This window comes from Nitrospirillum guanabarense, assembly GCF_034653355.1.
In the GTDB taxonomy this organism is placed as follows: Bacteria; Pseudomonadota; Alphaproteobacteria; order Azospirillales; family Azospirillaceae; genus Nitrospirillum.
Genome location: NZ_JAYEER010000001.1, coordinates 1466457 through 1483450, shown reverse-complemented (window position 1 = coordinate 1483450; position 16994 = coordinate 1466457). Strand labels below are relative to the sequence as shown.

Sequence of the window (16994 nt, the reverse complement as noted above, 5' to 3'; positions counted from 1 at the left end):
GGGAATGAGCAAGGCTGCACGCTGGTTGTTAGGCGTTTCGGTCGCGGGTCTGGTGCTGGGGGATGTGGCGTGGGCGCAACAGGCCGCCGACCCCGCCACCGACAGCGACGTGCTGCAAGAGGTGGTGGTGACGGCCCGCCGCCGGGCGGAAAACCTGAAGGACGTGCCGGTGGCGGTCACCGCCATCTCCGCCGACCAGTTGCAGGCCCAGGGCTCCGTCAACCTGACCGACGTGGAATACAAGTCGCCCAACACCACGGTGCAGGTGGCGCGCGGCTCCAACTCCACCCTCATCGCCTTCATCCGCGGCGTGGGCCAGCAGGACCCGCTGTGGGGCTTCGAGCCCGGCGTGGGCCTGTATGTCGACGATGTCTACATCGCCCGGCCACAGGGTGCCGTGCTGGACATTTATGATGTCAGCCGTATCGAGGTGCTGCGCGGGCCGCAGGGCACGCTGTACGGCCGCAACACCATCGGCGGCGCCATCAAGTACGTGACCCGTGACATGACCGACCAGCCCACGGCCAACGCCCGGGTGGAGATCGGCAGCTATAACGAGCACAACGTCATCCTGTCCGGCAGCACGCCGCTCAGCGAGAAGTTCGCCATCGGCGGCGCCGTGGCCATCTACCGCCACGATGGCTACGGCCACAACCTGTACACCGGCGCCGACCAGTACAATAAGGACGTGGTGGCCGGCCGCATCAGCGCGGAATTCAAGCCGACCGAAAAGTTCACCATCAAGCTCGCGGCGGACCAGACCAATGACAATTCCAATGCCAAGAATGGCCATCGCGAGACGGCGACGCCCAGCGGGGCCGCGCCCTTGCCCGACGATTACGACACCCTGGCCGGCGTGGGCGACCATAACTTCGTGACCAACCGGGGACTGTCGCTGACGGCGGAATGGCAATTGTCCGACCAGTGGCTGCTGAAGGCCATCAGCGCTTATCGCGACGGCTACACCCAGACCAATATCGACTTCGACAACCTGCTCCAGCCCTATCTGGACGTGCCGGCCCAGTACAAGGACCACCAGTTCAGCCAGGAAGTGCAGGCGGTCTACACCGGCGAGCGGCTGCAGGGTGTGGCCGGCATCTATTACATGGACGCGACCGCCGCCGGCGCCTTCGACACCGATGTGCAGAACCTGGGCCTCAGCATCCTGACGTCGGGATCGGTCAAGACCAAGAGCATCGCCGGCTTCACCGACCTCAGCTACGACATCACCGACGACCTCAAGATCTCGCTGGGCGGCCGCTACACCAACGACGACAAGACCGGCAGCGTCTATCGCGCCTATTATCTGGGCCTCCGCAGTCCCATGTTCGGCGGCAAGCAGCAGGCGCCCTTCTCCATCCGCACCAACTACACCAACGACCGCGGCTTCGGCGAATTCACCCCGCGCGCCAGCGTCAGCTACAAGCTGACGCCGGACGTGACGGGCTACGTCTCCTACTCCAAGGGCTTCAAGTCCGGCGGCTTCGACATGCGCGGCGACGCCGTGCTGACGCCCGACACGGTCAAGGGCTACAACCCCGAGACGGTCGACAGCTATGAGGTGGGCCTGAAGGGCGATTATCTGGACCGGCGCCTGACCCTGAACCTGGCCGGCTTCTACGCCGACTATTCCGGCCAGCAGGTGACGACCCAGGTGCCCACCAGCACCGGCATCGCCAGCTTCGTCGACAACGCTGGCGCCAGCCACATCTATGGCCTGGAGTTCGAGGCCATGGCCAAGCTGACCCACCAGCTGACCGCCCAGGCCAATGTCGGGTATACCCTGGCGCAGTTCGACAAGTTCCTGTCGTACGACCTGACCCGCCGACAGTATGTTGACGTGGCCAACACCCGCGGCTTCCAGAACACGCCCAAATGGACCACGGGCTTCACCCTGTCCTACCTGCTGCCGTTCGACGACAAGAGCACCCTGAACTCCTCCGCCAGCGTGTCGTATCGCAGCTTCACCCAGCTGTACGACACCGCCAGCATCCTGGACCAGCCGGGCTACACCTTGCTGGACCTGAACTTCATCTGGACCTCCGCCGACGACCATTGGCAGGTGGGCCTGCATGCGAAGAATTTGACCGATGAGCGGTACCGCGTGGGCGGCTACCCCTTCGGCGGCGCCACCTATGCCAATTCCTTCACCGCCTATTATGGCCCGCCGCGCACCATCACCGGCACGATCGGCCTGCATTTCTGATAAAGGCCCGGTGGGCGGATCCAGATCAGCGGATCCGCTCGCGCCCCTGTGTTAGAGAGCCCCAGTCAGGACCAGCCCATGAGCGAGAGCACGATGACCGAGACCGCCGCCCCGCCGTCCCCGACTCTGGCCCCGCCCTTGGCCCGGCCGGGATATCGCGCCCTGGTGATGGCGGCGCTGTTCGTCGTTTACACCCTGAACTTCGTGGACCGGCAGATCCTCAGCATCCTGGCCCTGCCCATCAAGACGGAGCTGGGCCTGACCGATACCCAGTTGGGCTGGCTGGGCGGGCCGGCCTTCGCCCTGTTCTACACCTTCCTCGCCATCCCCATCGCCCGCCTGGCCGATCGCCTGAGCCGGGTACGCATCATGGCGGTGTCGCTGGCGCTGTGGAGCGGTTTCACCGCGCTGACCGGCCAAGTGGGCCTGTTCTGGCAGCTGTTCCTGTGCCGCATGGGCGTGGGCGTCGGCGAGGCCGGCGGCGTCGCCCCCGCCTATTCCCTGATCAGCGATTATTTCCCCAAGCACCAGCGCGCCCGCGCCCTGGCCGTCTATTCCTTCGGCATCCCCTTCGGCAGCGCCCTGGGCATCCTGCTGGGCGGCTACATCGCCACGGCCGTGAACTGGCGCCTGGCCTTCACCGTCTGTGGCATCGCCGGCCTGGTCATGACGCCGATCTTCCTGCTGACGGTGCGCGAGCCGGTGCGCGGCGCGTTCGACGCCGTGAAGAACGCGGGCGCCCTGGTGCCATTGCGCGCCGTGCTGGCCACCCTGGGCACCAAGCCGTCCTTCTGGCTGCTGTCGGCCGGTGCCGCCTCCTGCTCCGTCCTGGGCTACGGCCTGGCCTTCTGGATGCCGGCCTTCCTGGCGCGCATGCACGGCATGGCGCTGAAGGACGTCTCGCTGCTGCTGGGCGTCGGCAGCCTGGTGGCCGGCACGCTGGGCATCTGGGCCGGCGGCGCCCTGGCCGACCGGCTGGGCGGCGCGTGCAAAGCCGCCTATCCGCTGGTGCCGGCCGTGGCCTTCCTGGTGGCGGTACCGCTCTACGCCCTGGGCTTCCTGGCCAAGGAGCTGTGGCTGGTGGCGGCGCTGTGCACCCTGCCGCTGGCCCTGGGCCTCGCCTGGCTGGGCCCCGTCATCGCCGCCGTGCAGCATGTGGTGCCGCCGGCCATGCGGGCCACCGCCTCGGCCATCTTCCTGTTCATCAATAATCTGGTGGGCATCGGCTTCGGCATCTTTTTCTTCGGCCGCCTGTCCGACTTCCTGACCCCCCGCTTCGGCCCGGAGGCCCTGCGCTATTCCATGCTGATCGGCCTCGGCTTCTACCTGCTGAGCGCCCTGTTCTTCATCCTCTCCAGCCGCCGGCTGGAACGGGATTGGGAGGGGTGACGGCGATGGCCGAACAGGGCACCCGCCCATGACCTCTAACGCTGAAGATAGATGGACTGGAGCAGGCTGTTGGCGCCCTGGCAACCGGTGGCATTGGACACCTCCAGCGTAACCGGCTTACCTGTTGTCATCGAGGTGATGGCGACGCTCAGAGCCGCCAGGCCGGCATTATCCCGCAAGCTGATCTTGAAAGTGCTGACGCCGCACAAGCTCGTGTTGTCGACGACGATAAAGGCGCAAGGATCGTCTGGATTCATATAAGGGCGCACCTGCAGCACCTGGCCCGGCACGGTGCTGGTTGGCTCCGCCAACGCAACCGTCGCTGCCAAACTGAGCGAGCAGGCGAAAGGCAGGACCTTCAGGCAACGCGATCTCATTGAAACTCCTCAGCTTAAGGATGTTTTACAGGATGTCCGACATAGCGGATCAGTTGGAACGCCCGCTTCTTGTCGAAACAATCATCGTCGATAGGCACGCGCTCGTGGCGGGCATCGCGTTTTTACGTGCCGGGTGTGACTTCGCTGATGGGGTCATTGCGGCAGACGGACGTGACAAGGGTGGTGAGGTGTTTGTTTCGTTTGATCGTGGCGCCGTCAACTGCTGGCGGCGCATGGGCGGGAACGCTGCCGAACCCGCCCTTATGCTGTCCGCCGGGTGATCACTCCGCCAGCTGCGCCTCACGCTGGCGGGCGGAGTTACGCATGCCGTAGGCGAAGTAGATGGCCAGGCCCAGCAGGCTCCACGCGCCGAAGCGGATCCAGTTGCTGAGGCCCAGCGAGATCATCAGCGCCACGCAGATCACGGCGCCGACGACGGCCACCACCGGCAGGTAGGGCACACGGAAAGGGCGCGGGCGGTGCGGGTCGCGCACGCGCAGCACCAGGGTGGCGACGCAGACCAGGGCGAAGGCCATGAGCGTGCCCAGGGATACCAGGTCGCCCAGCACGTCCAGGGGCGCGATGCCGCCGATGATGGCGGCCACCAGGGTCACCCACAGCGTCGCCTGCCACGGGACATGGTGTTCCGGATTGACCGAGGCGAAGGACGGCGGCATCAGGCCGTCGCGCGCCATGGCGTAGAAGATGCGGATCTGGCCGTAGTTGCAGATGAGGATGGCGGAGCCCAGGCCCAGGATGGCGGCCAGGTTGATGATCATGCCCAGCCAAGCCAGGGCCGGGCCGGCGTTCCTGATGGCGATGAAGATGGCCTCGGGCGCGTCCAGCATGGTGTAGGGCGCCAGGCCGGTCATGACCAGGCCTACCACCACATACAGCGTCACGCAGACGGCGAGACCGCCCAGGATGCCGCGCGGCACCGTGCGCTGGGGCGATCGCGCCTCCTGTGCCGCGGTGGAGACCGCGTCGAAGCCGATATAGGCGAAGAACAGCGTGCCGGCGGCGCGGAACACCCCGGACCAGCCGAAGGCGCCCTCCCCCGTGTTCTCGGGAATGAAGGGATGCCAATTGGCGGTGTCGACGTAGAAGATGCCCACCACCGCGAACAGCACCATGGCGCCCACCTTGATGGCCACGGAGATGTTGTTGAAGCGCGCCGTTTCCTTGATGCCGAGGCTGAGGATCACGCCGCACAGGGCGATGATGAACACGGCCGGCCCATTGATTAAGGCCCCGGTCCATTCGAAGCCCTTCTCATCGGAATAGGACAAGGGGGCCGATGCCAGGTTGGTGGGCAGATGCACCCCCCATTGCCCGAGGAAGGCGTTGAGGTAGCCGGAGAACCCAACGGCCACGGCCGACCCGCTGATCATGTATTCCAGCACCAGGTTCCAGCCGACCAGCCAAGCCACCATCTCGCCCAGCGTGGCGTAGGTGTAGCTGTAGGCGCTGCCCGCCACGGGGATGACGGTGGCCAACTCCGCGAAGCACAGGCCGGCGAACAGGCAGGCCAGGGCCGCGAAGGCGAAGGAGATGGCGACGGCTGGACCGGCATGGGTGGCGGCCTGTGACCCGGTCATGACGAAGATGCCGGCCCCCACCGTGCAGCCCACGCCCGCCAGGATCAGGTCCAGCGTCCCCAGGCCCCGTGTCAGCTTCGCGGCGCCGTGCTTCCCCTCACCGGCCGCGATGAGCGCATCGACCGGCTTGACCGTCCACAACCCCATACCCGTCCCTTTCCCCATTCGACCAGAGGTGGGCCACGCACGGAGGCGCCCCAGCCATTGTTATTCCCGTCCTAGCACGTTCCGGCGGCCCCGTCCCGGTCCAGCCCCAGAAAGGGCGTCAAATTTTTCAGTCGATACCATCCTCTTCCGGTGACGGGTACTGGCGCAGCACCGCCTCGATGACGAAGTTCTGGCCTGTGTAAACGTGCTCATACAGCAGCTGGGCCGCCTTCTCACCATCGCCGGCGATCAGGGCGGCCAGCACCGGCTGGCTACCCGCCCGATAGGCCGCCGCCCCCTCGGACTGGGGTATGCCCATGAACAGGGGGCGTTGCCCGCGCTCGTACAGGTTCCGCAGGATCTGGTGCAGGCGCGGGTTGCCCGAGGCCTCGGCGATGGTCTCGTGGAAATCCTGGTCGGCTTCCAGGATCTTGCGGTGCTGGTCGGGGTCGTCCGGCTCCACCGTGATGGTGGTGGCCCGCACCAAGCGGCGGACATGCGCCGTGGTCAACCGCCCCGCCGCCAGCCGCCCGGCCATGGGCTCCAGCGTCAGGCGGAGCTGGAAGCAGTGCATGATGTCTTCCGGCGTGATGGGCGCCACGGTGAAGCCGCTGCGCGCCCGCGCCGCCATCAGCCCTTCCTGGCACAGGCGGGCCAGGGCGGTGCGCACCGGCGCCTTGCCGAAGCCCAGCCGCTCCGCTAGCAGGGCCTCGCTGACCCGCTGCCCGGGCGTCAGGCGACAGAGCATGATGTCGGCGCGCAGGGCCTGGTAGGCCCGTTCGCTCAGGCGTTCCTCAGTGGTGGTCAAGGCCCGCTTCCCTCCCGCTCATGCCGCCCTAATGCCGCCCCTCTTACTGGAACTCCAGCCCCGCGCCCAGATCGCCGTTCACCACCAGGGCCTTGGCGGCGGCGATGTCCGGGGCGAAGTAGCGATCCTGGTCATAGGCCGGCACCACGGCGCGCAGCTTGACCCGGGCCGCCTCCAACGCTTCCGAGGTTCGCAGCGGCAGGTGGAATTCCAGGCCCTGGATGGCGGCCAGCACCTCGATGCCGACGATGCCGGCGGCGTTGTCGGCCATGTCGATCAGGCGGCGGGCCGCCCAGGTGGCCATGGAGACGTGGTCCTCCTGGTTGGCGGAGGTGGGGATGCTGTCGACGGAGGCCGGATGGGCCAGGCCCTTGTTCTCGCTGGCCAGGGCCGCCGCCGTGACGTGGGCGATCATGAAGCCGGAATTGATACCGCCGTCCTTCACCAGGAAAGCCGGCAGGCCGCCATTGTGATGCGGGTCGACCAGCATGGCGATGCGGCGTTCCGACAGGTTGCCGATCTCCGCCAGGGCCAGGGCGATCTGGTCGGCGGCAAAGGCCACCGGCTCGGCATGGAAGTTGCCGCCGGACAGGATATCGCCGGTATCGGGGAAGACCAGGGGGTTGTCGGTGACGGCGTTGGCCTCGATCAGCAGGGTGCCGGCCGCCATGCGCAACTGGTCCAGGCAGGCGCCCATGACCTGCGGCTGGCAACGCAGGCAGTAGGGGTCCTGTACCCGCTCGCAATCCAGGTGGCTGGCGCGCACGGCGCTGCCGTCCAGCAGGCGGCGGTAGGCGGCGGCGGTGTCGATCTGGCCCTTCTGGCCGCGCAGCGCATGGATGCGGGCGTCGAACGGCGTGTCGCTGCCCCGGGCGGCATCCACCGACAGGGCGCCGGCGGTCAGGGCCGCCTGGAACACCCGCTCCGCCGCGAACAGGCCGTTCAGGGCCAGGGCGGTCGACACCTGGGTGCCGTTCAGCAGGGCCAGGCCTTCCTTGGGCCCCAGATCCATGGGCTCCAGCCCCGCCTTGCGGATGCCTTCGGTGGCGGGCAGGATCTGGCCGTCCACCCGCACCTCGCCCACGCCCAGCAGCGGCGCCACCAGGTGGGCCAGCGGCGCCAAGTCGCCCGAGGCGCCGACGGAGCCCTTGGACGGGATGCAGGGGTGGACGCCATGGTTGGCCAGCGCCACCAGCGCCCGGATGACGCTGCCGCGCACGCCGGAATAGCCGCGCGCCAGGCTGGAGATCTTGAGCACCAGGATCAGGCGCACGATGGCGTCGTCCAACAGCGGGCCGGTGCCCACCGCGTGGCTCAGCACCAGGTTGCGCTGCAGCTGCGACAGCTGGTCGTTGCCGATGCGGGTCTTGGCCAGCAGGCCGAAACCGGTGTTGATGCCATAGGCCGTGCGGCCGGCGGCCATGACGGCGTCAACCGTGGCGGCGGACTTCTCCGCGTTGGCCAGGGTGGCGTCGTCCACCACCAGGTGGACAGGGCCCGCCAGGGTGGCACGCAGATCAGCCAGGGTCAGGCGGCCGGGGACCAGGGTAAGGGTGTGCATGGAACGGGAACTCCCGAGGAAAAACAAAAAGCCGCGAGGCTATCTTCAGACTCTGGCGTAATGCCGCTGGGCGCCGGATAGGAAGGTTTCGATCATGGAACGAAGCACCGGGCGAAGGCGGGAACAGCGCCCGCCATCCAGCGCCGGCACCAGGCCGGGGGCCAGGTGGGTATCCTGCGACAGTTCCAACTGCAGGGCATGGACGTGCTCCGCCGGCCGGCCGTAATGGCGGGTGATGTACCCGCCCTTGAAGCGGCCGTTCAGCATGGCGCTGTAGCGGCTGGCTTGCGCCGCCTGAAAGACGGCTTCGGCCAGGGCGCCATCGCAGGAGGCGCCGGCGTTGCTGCCCAGGTTCAGGTCGGGCAGCCGGCCATCGAACAGGCGCGGCACCTCGGCGGCGATGGAATGGGCGTCCCACAGCAAGGCATAGCCGTGCAGCGCCTTGATCCGTTCCAGCTCGGCCGCCAGTCGGGCGTGATAGGGCTGCCAGAAGGTGGCGACGCGGGTGGCCTTTTCGGCATCGTCCGGCCCCTGCCCCTGGAGATACAGCGGCGTGCCGTCGAACATCATCTCAGGGATCAGGCCGGTGCCGGCCTGGCCGGGATAGAGGTTGGCGTCGTCGGCCGGGCGGTTCAGGTCCACGACATAGCGGTTGTAACCCGCCACCAGGGTGGACGCGCCGATCTCGGCCGCGAAGTCGTACAACGCGTCGACATGCCAGTCGGTGTCGGACAGGCCGTGGGCCTCCGGCGCCAGGCGCGACGCGATGTCGCCCGGCACCTGGATGCCCACATGAGGGAAGGAGATCAGCAGCGGTGCCATCCCTTCCCGAAAGGTGAAGACTGGCGCCGTCATTTGCCGGCCATGGGCAGGTCCAGGCCGTGGTGCCGGACGCTGTCGACGGCCGTCTCATGGCCGGTGGCGTACAGCGGGATGGGGTTCCCCATTTGACATGCCTCTTTCCTATTTTGCCGGCCAGCGCACATCACTGAAGGGCATTTCTTGCCGGAATTGCCTTTTCCAGCGGTAATGGCGGCGGCGCGAGCCCATCCTAGCGGCGGATCGATGGTCCGTAAAGACCTCTCCATCAAACTGACCTGTCAGTAATCTCGGCGGCACAGGGCCATGCCGGCCGCCTCGGCCGCCAACCATTCGCCATCGTCATCCCCACCTCGGGACAGCTGTGATTTGGCGGCCCTCGCGATGAATGCGGTAACCTCATGCGCCATCGAAACGGCGGCTGATCGGCCAAATCACTCGGATATCGCCCTTGACGGCGTATCCGGCCGGCCAGTGGATCTGACGGCCTCCGCTGAACCACGCTTGGCCTTATCGCCAGCCATCTCCACCTGATGACCGGAGGAATTGGGCGACGGAATTTCAATTGCGCCAGAGTGGCGCTGATCGTTCTGAAATTTCACAGGCAGATCCGTTGAATGGCACCGGCCTGTGAGATATCACCCGCCCGGCGGGCAGCCCACCGGCTGGGCGACAACGCCCGCGCTGGCACGCGGCGGGGTCAGGCCGTCTGATCGGGGGCGGCCGACACCGCCAGCAGGCGGGCCAGGAAGTCGGCGGCGCCCTCCGCGTCATCCAGGAAATCGGCACCGATGATAGCCCGCTCCACGTCCATCCGCCGCACGATGATGGGGAACAGGGCGACGCCGTTGGTCACTTCGCTGTGGATGCTGACGGTCAGGGCCTGGCCCGGAGCCACCTCCTCCGCCCCGCTTTGCAGTTGCAGCCCAATGCCCTTGGTCGACCAGTCGACCAGACGTGCCGGGTGACGGCCCACCCGCAAGGGATAGGCATCACCGGACAGGCGTGCGGCCTGGCGGCGGTCGGCTGCGAAAGGGATTGTCTCATCCGTCATGGGCACCATCCTACCGGGATCAGACGGCCAAGGCCTCAGCGGAAAAGTTCTTGGCGCCGCGAAAATCGGCGTCGCGGATGTCAGCCTCGCGTAGGTCGGCCATGGTCAGGGTGGCGTCCGTCAGGACGGCGCCCGCCAGGATGGCGTTGCGCAGATTGGCCTGGGTCAGATCGGCATCTTCCAGACGGGCCATGGTCAGGTCGGCGCCGGCCAGGTTCACCCGCACCATGCGCGCCTTGCTGAAGTTCGTCGGCCATTCGTGGCCGTTGCGCAAATCCATGGGGCAGGCCACGGCATTGGTCAGGCTGGCCTCGTTCAAGGCGGCCCGTTCCAGGCAAGCGCCGCGCAGGTCCGCGCCCGCCAATTCCGCATTGCGCAGGTCAGCCATGGACAAGTCCGCCATAGCCAGCACGGTGCCGCTGAGGTTGGCGCCCTTCAGCTTCGCCTGCCTTAGAATGGCGGCCGACAGGTTCAGGTTGGACAGATCCTGGCCGCTGAGATCGGTCGCCGACAGGTCCGCCCGCTTACCCTTGCCGCCGTTACTCAATATCCACAGGCGGTGCTGGCGCAACGTCTCGCCGATGGTGCCTTCGATATCATCCAGCCGGCGCACCAGGTCCGCGCCCATCAGATTGGCCATGGACAGGTCCACGTCGTCCAGCAGAGCGCCCAGCAGGCTGGCCTTTGACAAGTTGGCGCTGCGCAGCAGGGCGCGGGTCAGCACGGCGCCATCCAGCTTGGTGCCGCTGAGATTGGCCTCCGACAGGTCCGCCCCTTCCAGGTTGCAGCCGGTGAGGTCGGAGCCGCTGAGATCCGCCTTCACGAAGACGGCGCCGCGCAGGTCGGTGTCGCGCAAATCGGTCTGCACGACGAAGGCGTTCGACAGCTTGGCGTAGCTGAGGTCGGCCTTGGTCATGGACGCCTCCGCCAACTCGGCCGAGGGGTTGCCCTGGACGTTGGGCGTCAGTTCCCCGTTCTTGCTGCGCATGAGATGTCCGTCACGCAAGTCCGCCTCCACCATCACTACGCGCTGCATGCGCGCCCCCCGGAAGGCGGCGCCGCGCAGGTCGGCTCGGGTCAGGTTGGCGCGTTCCAGGGCGGCACGGCGCAGATCCGCGCCGAACAGGCAGGCGGAGCGCAGATCGGCGTCCGACAGGTCGGCGTCACTGAGCTTGGCACCCGTCAGGTCGGCACCGGCCAGCACCCGGCCGCGCAAGGCGGCGCGGGACAGGTCGCAGAACTTGAGGCTGGCCCGCGCGCCGCCCCGCTGGCCTTGGAGGTAGCGTATATGCAGGGTCAGGGCTTGCTCGATTTCCGCGGCCGACAGGCGCCGGTATCCGATATCGAGGCTGTCAACATCGGTCCTGGGGCTCATCTGGGTCTCAGGCTCTACGGTTCATCAATGCCGAGCCTTTGTGATAGCGGCCGTTCGTTAATAAAAGGTCATTAGCCCAAGCCTTGGGTCCGGCCCACAGCAAAAAATGGTGGAGGGAATCGAAAAGATCTTTTTGATTTTTGCTTTCTGATGGATTGCGGCAGCGGCTCATCTCTTTTAACGGGAGCCACCATCGCCATGCCCCCAAAAGGCAACGGCGGAACCCAAAGGTCCCGCCGTTCCAACCAACTGCCACTTGCCCTTGAACTGTGTTCTCGCCCGTGAGGCGCCTGCCGCGGCGTTGTCGTCCGGTCAGGCGCCTCACGTCCAGAATTAGGCCAAATGGGTCTCCAGGGCCGCGTTCTTCACGGCCTTCTGAAGCTTTTCGAACGCCCGCACCTCGATCTGGCGCACACGTTCGCGGCTGATGCCGAACTCTTGGGACAGGTCCTCCAGCGTCGTCGGGTCGTCGCGCAGGCGACGCTCCGCCAGGATACGGCGCTCGCGGTCGTTCAGGCCCTTCATGGCGCCGGCCAGCAGGGCCTTGCGCTTGCCCAGCTCTTCCCGGTCGGCCAGGCGGATTTCCTGGCTTTCCGTCTCATCCACCAGCCAATCCTGCCACTCACCCTCGCCATCCACGCGCAGGGGCGCGTTCAGGCTGTGGTCGGGGCTGCCCAGGCGGCGGTTCATGGACACGACGTCCTGTTCCGGCACATCCAGCTTGGTGGCGATGGCGGTCACCGTCTCCGGCGACAGGTCGCCGTCCTCGATGGCCTGCATCTGGCCCTTCAGCTTGCGCAGGTTGAAGAACAGCTTCTTCTGCGCGGCGGTCGTGCCCATCTTCACCAGGCTCCAGCTGTGCAGGATGTATTCCTGGATGGCGGCGCGGATCCACCACATGGCGTAAGTGGCCAGGCGGAAGCCACGATCGGGGTCGAAGCGCTTCACCGCCTGCATCATGCCGACGTTGCCTTCGGAGATCAGTTCCGACAGCGGCAGGCCGTAGCCGCGATAGCCCATGGCGATCTTGGCCACCAAGCGCAGGTGGCTGGTCACAAGCTGGTGGGCGGCGATGCCGTCCTCATGTTCCTGCCAGCGCTTGGCCAGCATGAACTCCTTCTCCGGCTCCAGCATGGGGAAGCGGCGGATTTCCTGGAGGTAACGCGACAGGCTCGATTCCGAGCTGATGGCGGGAATGGCGGGCAAGGTGGCCATGGTCAACAACCTTTCACGGTTCAGGACCCCCGGGGATCGGGCGGTCCCCCCGTACCGGATGCTCAAATGGAGCCCCCCGGACGGGGTTGGGGTGACACATTGATCAGTATACGCCTCTGACTCGTATCCGACCACACTTTAAAATCGTTCTAAACTAAAGATCAGCCCTGCGAGATCAGCGGGTAAGGCGCTGGTGAAGGCCAGCATGTCACCGCTGACCGGATGACGGAAGGCGATGTCCTTCGCATGCAACGCTTGGCGACGAAAACCGAGAAGTTGGGCCTGCGCGTCCGGCGTCGCCTCCTTAAGCCGGGCGCCCAGGGCGCCGGTGGGGCGGGCCTTGCCGTACAGCGGGTCACCCACCAGCGGATGACCGATCTGGGCCATGTGCACCCGGATCTGGTGCGTACGGCCCGTGGCCAGCTTGCATTCCACATGGGCGGCCAGCAGGCCGTAGCGGGCCAGCGTGCGCCAGCGGGTCAGCGCCGGCTTGCCGCCCTTACCTACCACGGCCATGCGCTTGCGATCCGTCGGATGGCGGCCGATGTTACCCTCGATTTCGCCCTCACCCGTCGCCGGTGAGCCCCAGACCACGGCGTGGTAGGTGCGCGACAGGGTGCGGTCGGCGAACTGGGCCGACAGGCCGGCATGGGCCCGGTCGGTCTTGGCTACCACCATCAAACCGCTGGTATCCTTGTCCAGACGGTGGACGATGCCCGGTCGGCGCACGCCGCCGATACCGGACAGCCGCTCCCCACAGCGGAACAGCAGGGCGTTCACCAGCGTGCCGTCCGGGTTGCCGGCGGCGGGATGCACCACCATCCCGGCGGGCTTGTCGATCACCAGCAGGTCATCGTCTTCGAAAACGATGGTCAGCGGGATGTCCTGCGCCACCGGCGTGGCCGGTTCCGGTGCCGGCACGGAAATCTGGAACACCTGGCCGGGTTTGACCCGGTAGGAGGCGTCGTCTATGGTCTGGCCGCCCGGCTGACCCAAGGCCACGCGCCCCTCCCCGATCAGCGCCTGCAAGCGCGAGCGGGTGAGGCCGGCGGCCTCCGGCACCAGCTGGGCCAGGGCCTTGTCCAACCGGTCGCGGGCCGCGGTGTCGGGGATGGTGACGGCGATCAGTGCGGAACCCGCCTCATCGCCCTCCAGTTCCTCATCCTCCGCGCCATCCACCACCGGTGCGCCAAGGTCCAGGCGGTCAGCCCCGCCCTCACCCGCCATGGCGCTGAAACGCGCGACGGCAGGGTCGGCAGGCTGGCCCGAGGCGGCACAGATGGTTGAAGCAAGTGCGGACAATAAAGACCTTCCTCGTCATCATGGGCGTACTGATCGTCGCCGGTTTCACCTTCATCGGGGTGGAGGTCTGGCGGCGTGCCACCGACCCGAACCACCCCCGCGCCTTCGGCCGCCGTCCTGATACGGCGACCCTGGGCACGACTACCACTTCGGCCCTGCCGCCCGAAGCCCTGGCCCCGCTGCTGAAACTGCCGGAAGGCAGCCGCATCGAAGCCATGACCAGCGTGGGCAGCCGCCTGGCCGTCCAGGTCGCCCTTCCCGGCGGTGCCCAGCAGATCGTCCTGCTGGAGCCCAGTACCGGAAAGGTCCAGATCGCGGTCGTTACTGGAACCACTTCATCGGGCACCCCATCTTCCCCAGTTGGGGCTTTCACAGGTGGGGCGCCTGAACCCAACCAGACGATGCGCCCGCAGGTTCCCCGGACGCCGTGATTACGGTCACACCGGCCGGTCGCCCACCAGCGTAATCGCCCTACATGACAGAGATTTAATGGCCCCTGTCAGGAAGCCGGCGCTGGAATGAACGCCGGGGGCGACTGCCCAATATTTCAGCGATGCATGGCGGCATTGGGCTTTTTCACACTTTTTTGCTTCCGCTTCGTGCGCGCCAGCCCCGATCATCACCCGACATCAGCAACAGGCGAGACGGTCCCCCATGAACTTCATGAGCGACAATGTGGTGGGCGCGGCCCCGGAGATCCTGGCGGCCCTGGCCGCGGCCAATGAGGGACCCCAGCCCTCCTACGGCGGCGACCCGCTGACGGCGCGGGTGACCCGGGACCTGGCCGAGCTGTTCGAGTGCGACGTCACCGTTTTCCCCGTCGCCACCGGCACCGCCGCCAACGCGCTGGCCCTGTCGGTGCTGACCCCGCCCTACGGCGCCGTCTATTGCCATGACGAGGCCCACGTGCAGGTGGATGAGTGCGGCGCGCCGGAGCTGATGTCCGGCGGCGCCAAGCTGGTTCCATTGGCGGGCCCCCATGGCAAGCTGGACGCGGTCACCCTGGCGGCGGCCCTGGAGAAGGGTGGCGCCGGCGTCGTCCACCATGTGCAGCCGGCCGCGCTGACCCTGACCCAGGCGACGGAGTCCGGCACCGTCTACACCCCCGATGAGGTGATGGCCCTGACGAACGTGGCGCGGGCCCACGGGCTGCGCGTCCACATGGACGGCGCCCGCTTCGCCAACGCGGTGGCCAGCCTGGCCTGTGCGCCCGCCGATATCACCTGGCGCGCCGGCGTGGACGTGCTGTCCTTCGGCGCCACCAAGAACGGCGCCCTGGCGGCGGAGGCGGTGATCTTTTTCGACAAGGCCCTGGCCGACAGCTTCGCCTACCGCCGCAAGCGTGCCGGCCACCTGTTCTCCAAGATGCGCTTCCTGTCGGCGCAGTTGGACGCCTACCTGACGGACGGCCTGTGGCTGCGCCTGGCCACCCATGCCAACGCGATGGCGACGCGCCTGGCCCAGGGCCTGGGCGTCCTGCCCGGCGTCGGTCTGCGCAGTCCGGTGCAAGCCAACGAGGTCTTCGCCATCCTGCCCGAACCGATGATCGCGGGGCTGGAGGCCGCCGGCTTCCATTTCTACCGCTGGGACGGCGCCTGCATCCGCCTGGTGACAGCCTGGAACACCGACCCGGCGCACGTGGACGCCTTCGTCGCCGCCGCCCGGGGGCTGGCCGGGATCGTGTGAGGGACATGCCCCGATAACCCACCTGAGGCAAAAGACCACCCCGCGTTCCGGCCGTGGGTGGCGTAGGGTCTGGCCACGAACCCGGGGGCGGACGCGCCCCGATAAACTCTGTGGAGATCATATGCGCACCATCGTTCTCGCCGCCGCCCTCTCGCTGGCGTTCACGGCTCCGGCCTGGGCGGCCCTGCCCAACGGCGCCGCAGCCCCGGCCTTCACCGCCCAGGGCGCCCTGGGCGGCAAGACTTCGACCTTCTCGCTGACCGACGCGCTGAAGACGGGGCCGGTGGTGCTGTACTTCTTCCCCGCCGCCTTCACCAAGGGCTGCACCGTGGAGGCCCACGAATTCGCCGAGGCGACGGAGACCTTCAAGCAGTACGGCGCCACCGTGGTGGGCGTGACCGCCGGCAACATCGACCGCGTGGCCGAGTTCTCCTCCGTGGAGTGCCGAGACAAGTTCATGGTGGCCGCCGATCCCGACGCCAAGATCGCCGCCGAGTACGACGCCAAGAACCAGGGCAATGCCGCCATCTCCAACCGCACGTCCTACGTCATCGGCCAGAACGGCAAGATCGTCGCCAGCTACACGGACAGCAACCCCGACCAGCACGTGCAGCTGATGCTGGACGCGGTCAAGGCGCTGCACGGCGCCAAGTAAACCGACCCGCAAGCCATATGGTCCCGGCCATGACGGCGCAGCCCGCGCCGCCGGGACCATTCCTGGTCAGTCCGCCAGGATGTGGGCCGTTTCCGCGGCCGTGATGAAGGCCGCCCGCGCGTCCTCCACCTCCCCTGACCCGTCCAGGGCGGCCAGGCAGGCGGCCGTGGCCGCCTGGCGGGCCGGATCGTTGAGATGCGCCTCCGGCCAGCGGTAGATCAGCCAGTTGGACGCCTCGTCCACCGTGGTGATGGTCCGGCGGACGGAGGGGGCTTCCCAAACGTCGATCGGGGTCAGGATACGCAAGGCGGCCTCCTCCAGCTGGTGGGACCTACAACCGGAACCCTGCGGCAGGGTTCCCGCCTGGCGTCCCCCACCCTCGACCAGCTTGTATGCCATCGCCCACATGACCAGGGCGATAACCCCCCCTGCGACATGAGAAAGGCCTCTTATGCCGTTTTCCGGATCAGGTAGGGTTCCGGATCAGGTAGGGTTAAGGTAAATGCCCCAAACGTCCGAGCGCGCCCCTGCGGAGGTGCAGTCCACGCGATCAGCCTGAAAACGTATGGTGATGGAACGGCCGGTGGTGAACGCCGTGGTGGCCAGAGCCAGCAATGCATCTCTATCGGTATTGCTGGACGGAATAACAGCTGCCCCCTGGGCGTAATGGACGTATAAGTCACCACTTCCAACCCAAATGCGGACGACATTGACAGTGCATTCCGTGTAAGCGAAAGCATTATTTGAAAATAAGACAACCAATGTCGCCAGGAATATCTTCAAGAGATTCATTTTTTGTTCC

General features: G+C 66.9%; 17 protein-coding genes. 6 read left to right on the top strand and 11 right to left on the bottom strand.

Features of this window, described 5'->3' with window-relative positions; translation table 11 throughout:
- Positions 1-4: 4 nt before the first annotated feature.
- Together UAA55_RS06190 and UAA55_RS06185 are read left to right on the top strand one after the other, a co-directional pair.
- Positions 5-2206 carry a TonB-dependent receptor gene (locus tag UAA55_RS06190; RefSeq protein ID WP_322951772.1) on the top strand — a complete coding sequence of 734 codons (2202 nt, stop codon included), beginning with the start codon at positions 5-7 and terminating at the stop codon, positions 2204-2206.
- A 78-nt stretch (positions 2207-2284) separates the two neighbouring features.
- Positions 2285-3595 (top strand): spinster family MFS transporter, encoded by a 1311-nt coding sequence (locus UAA55_RS06185; protein ID WP_322951771.1) that lies wholly within the window; start codon positions 2285-2287, stop codon positions 3593-3595.
- Between the two features lie 35 nt (positions 3596-3630).
- On the opposite strand, the gene UAA55_RS06180 is transcribed toward UAA55_RS06185, so the two are convergent.
- A complete protein-coding gene (locus UAA55_RS06180) occupies positions 3631-3972 on the bottom strand; it encodes a hypothetical protein (protein ID WP_322951770.1) in 342 nt (113 codons plus the stop codon).
- Positions 3973-4004: 32 nt separating this feature from the next.
- Here UAA55_RS06180 and UAA55_RS06175 point away from each other — a divergent pair, with 32 nt between their 5' ends.
- Complete coding sequence (locus UAA55_RS06175; protein WP_322951769.1) at positions 4005-4253, top strand: PIN domain-containing protein; 249 nt, start codon at positions 4005-4007, stop codon at positions 4251-4253.
- Here UAA55_RS06175 and UAA55_RS06170 read toward each other — a convergent pair whose 3' ends face one another.
- The 8 genes from UAA55_RS06170 to UAA55_RS06135 all read right to left on the bottom strand — a co-directional run bounded on the left by UAA55_RS06170 (position 4254) and on the right by UAA55_RS06135 (position 13851).
- Positions 4254-5717, bottom strand: coding sequence for an APC family permease (locus UAA55_RS06170; RefSeq protein ID WP_322951768.1), 1464 nt, complete (start codon positions 5715-5717; stop codon positions 4254-4256).
- Between the two features lie 127 nt (positions 5718-5844).
- Entirely contained in the window at positions 5845-6525 is a 681-nt protein-coding gene (locus tag UAA55_RS06165) for a GntR family transcriptional regulator (protein ID WP_322951767.1), read from the bottom strand.
- A gap of 43 nt (positions 6526-6568) precedes the next feature.
- Positions 6569-8086, bottom strand: coding sequence for a histidine ammonia-lyase (gene hutH, locus UAA55_RS06160; protein WP_322951766.1), 1518 nt, complete (start codon positions 8084-8086; stop codon positions 6569-6571).
- Between the two features lie 45 nt (positions 8087-8131).
- A complete protein-coding gene (hutG, locus tag UAA55_RS06155) occupies positions 8132-8941 on the bottom strand; it encodes an N-formylglutamate deformylase (RefSeq protein WP_322951765.1) in 810 nt (269 codons plus the stop codon).
- A 664-nt stretch (positions 8942-9605) separates the two neighbouring features.
- The gene (locus UAA55_RS06150; RefSeq protein ID WP_322951764.1) at positions 9606-9959 is read right to left on the bottom strand and encodes a PilZ domain-containing protein; all 354 of its coding nucleotides are present in this window, start codon (positions 9957-9959) and stop codon (positions 9606-9608) included.
- 19 nt (positions 9960-9978) lie between these two features.
- A complete protein-coding gene (locus UAA55_RS06145; protein ID WP_322951763.1) occupies positions 9979-11334 on the bottom strand; it encodes a pentapeptide repeat-containing protein in 1356 nt (451 codons plus the stop codon).
- A 333-nt stretch (positions 11335-11667) separates the two neighbouring features.
- Positions 11668-12549 (bottom strand): RNA polymerase sigma factor RpoH, encoded by an 882-nt coding sequence (rpoH, locus tag UAA55_RS06140; RefSeq protein ID WP_322951762.1) that lies wholly within the window; start codon positions 12547-12549, stop codon positions 11668-11670.
- A 138-nt stretch (positions 12550-12687) separates the two neighbouring features.
- Positions 12688-13851 (bottom strand): RluA family pseudouridine synthase, encoded by a 1164-nt coding sequence (locus UAA55_RS06135; protein ID WP_322951761.1) that lies wholly within the window; start codon positions 13849-13851, stop codon positions 12688-12690.
- Between UAA55_RS06135 and UAA55_RS06130 the strand changes: the two genes are divergently transcribed.
- The 3 genes from UAA55_RS06130 (at position 13842) to UAA55_RS06120 (ending at position 16192) form a co-directional block, all read left to right on the top strand.
- On the top strand, positions 13842-14282 hold the full coding sequence (locus tag UAA55_RS06130) for a hypothetical protein (RefSeq protein WP_322951760.1): 441 nt from the start codon (positions 13842-13844) through the stop codon (positions 14280-14282). The two genes, UAA55_RS06135 and UAA55_RS06130, sit on opposite strands and share 10 nt — an antisense overlap.
- A 223-nt stretch (positions 14283-14505) precedes the next feature.
- Positions 14506-15537 (top strand): threonine aldolase family protein, encoded by a 1032-nt coding sequence (locus UAA55_RS06125; protein ID WP_322951759.1) that lies wholly within the window; start codon positions 14506-14508, stop codon positions 15535-15537.
- 121 nt (positions 15538-15658) lie between these two features.
- Entirely contained in the window at positions 15659-16192 is a 534-nt protein-coding gene (locus UAA55_RS06120; RefSeq protein WP_322951758.1) for a peroxiredoxin, read from the top strand.
- A 66-nt stretch (positions 16193-16258) separates the two neighbouring features.
- On the opposite strand, the gene UAA55_RS06115 is transcribed toward UAA55_RS06120, so the two are convergent.
- Positions 16259-16591 carry a DUF982 domain-containing protein gene (locus UAA55_RS06115; protein ID WP_322951757.1) on the bottom strand — a complete coding sequence of 111 codons (333 nt, stop codon included), beginning with the start codon at positions 16589-16591 and terminating at the stop codon, positions 16259-16261.
- 84 nt (positions 16592-16675) lie between these two features.
- Positions 16676-16984, bottom strand: coding sequence for a hypothetical protein (locus UAA55_RS06110; RefSeq protein WP_322951756.1), 309 nt, complete (start codon positions 16982-16984; stop codon positions 16676-16678).
- Positions 16985-16994 lie beyond the last annotated feature (10 nt).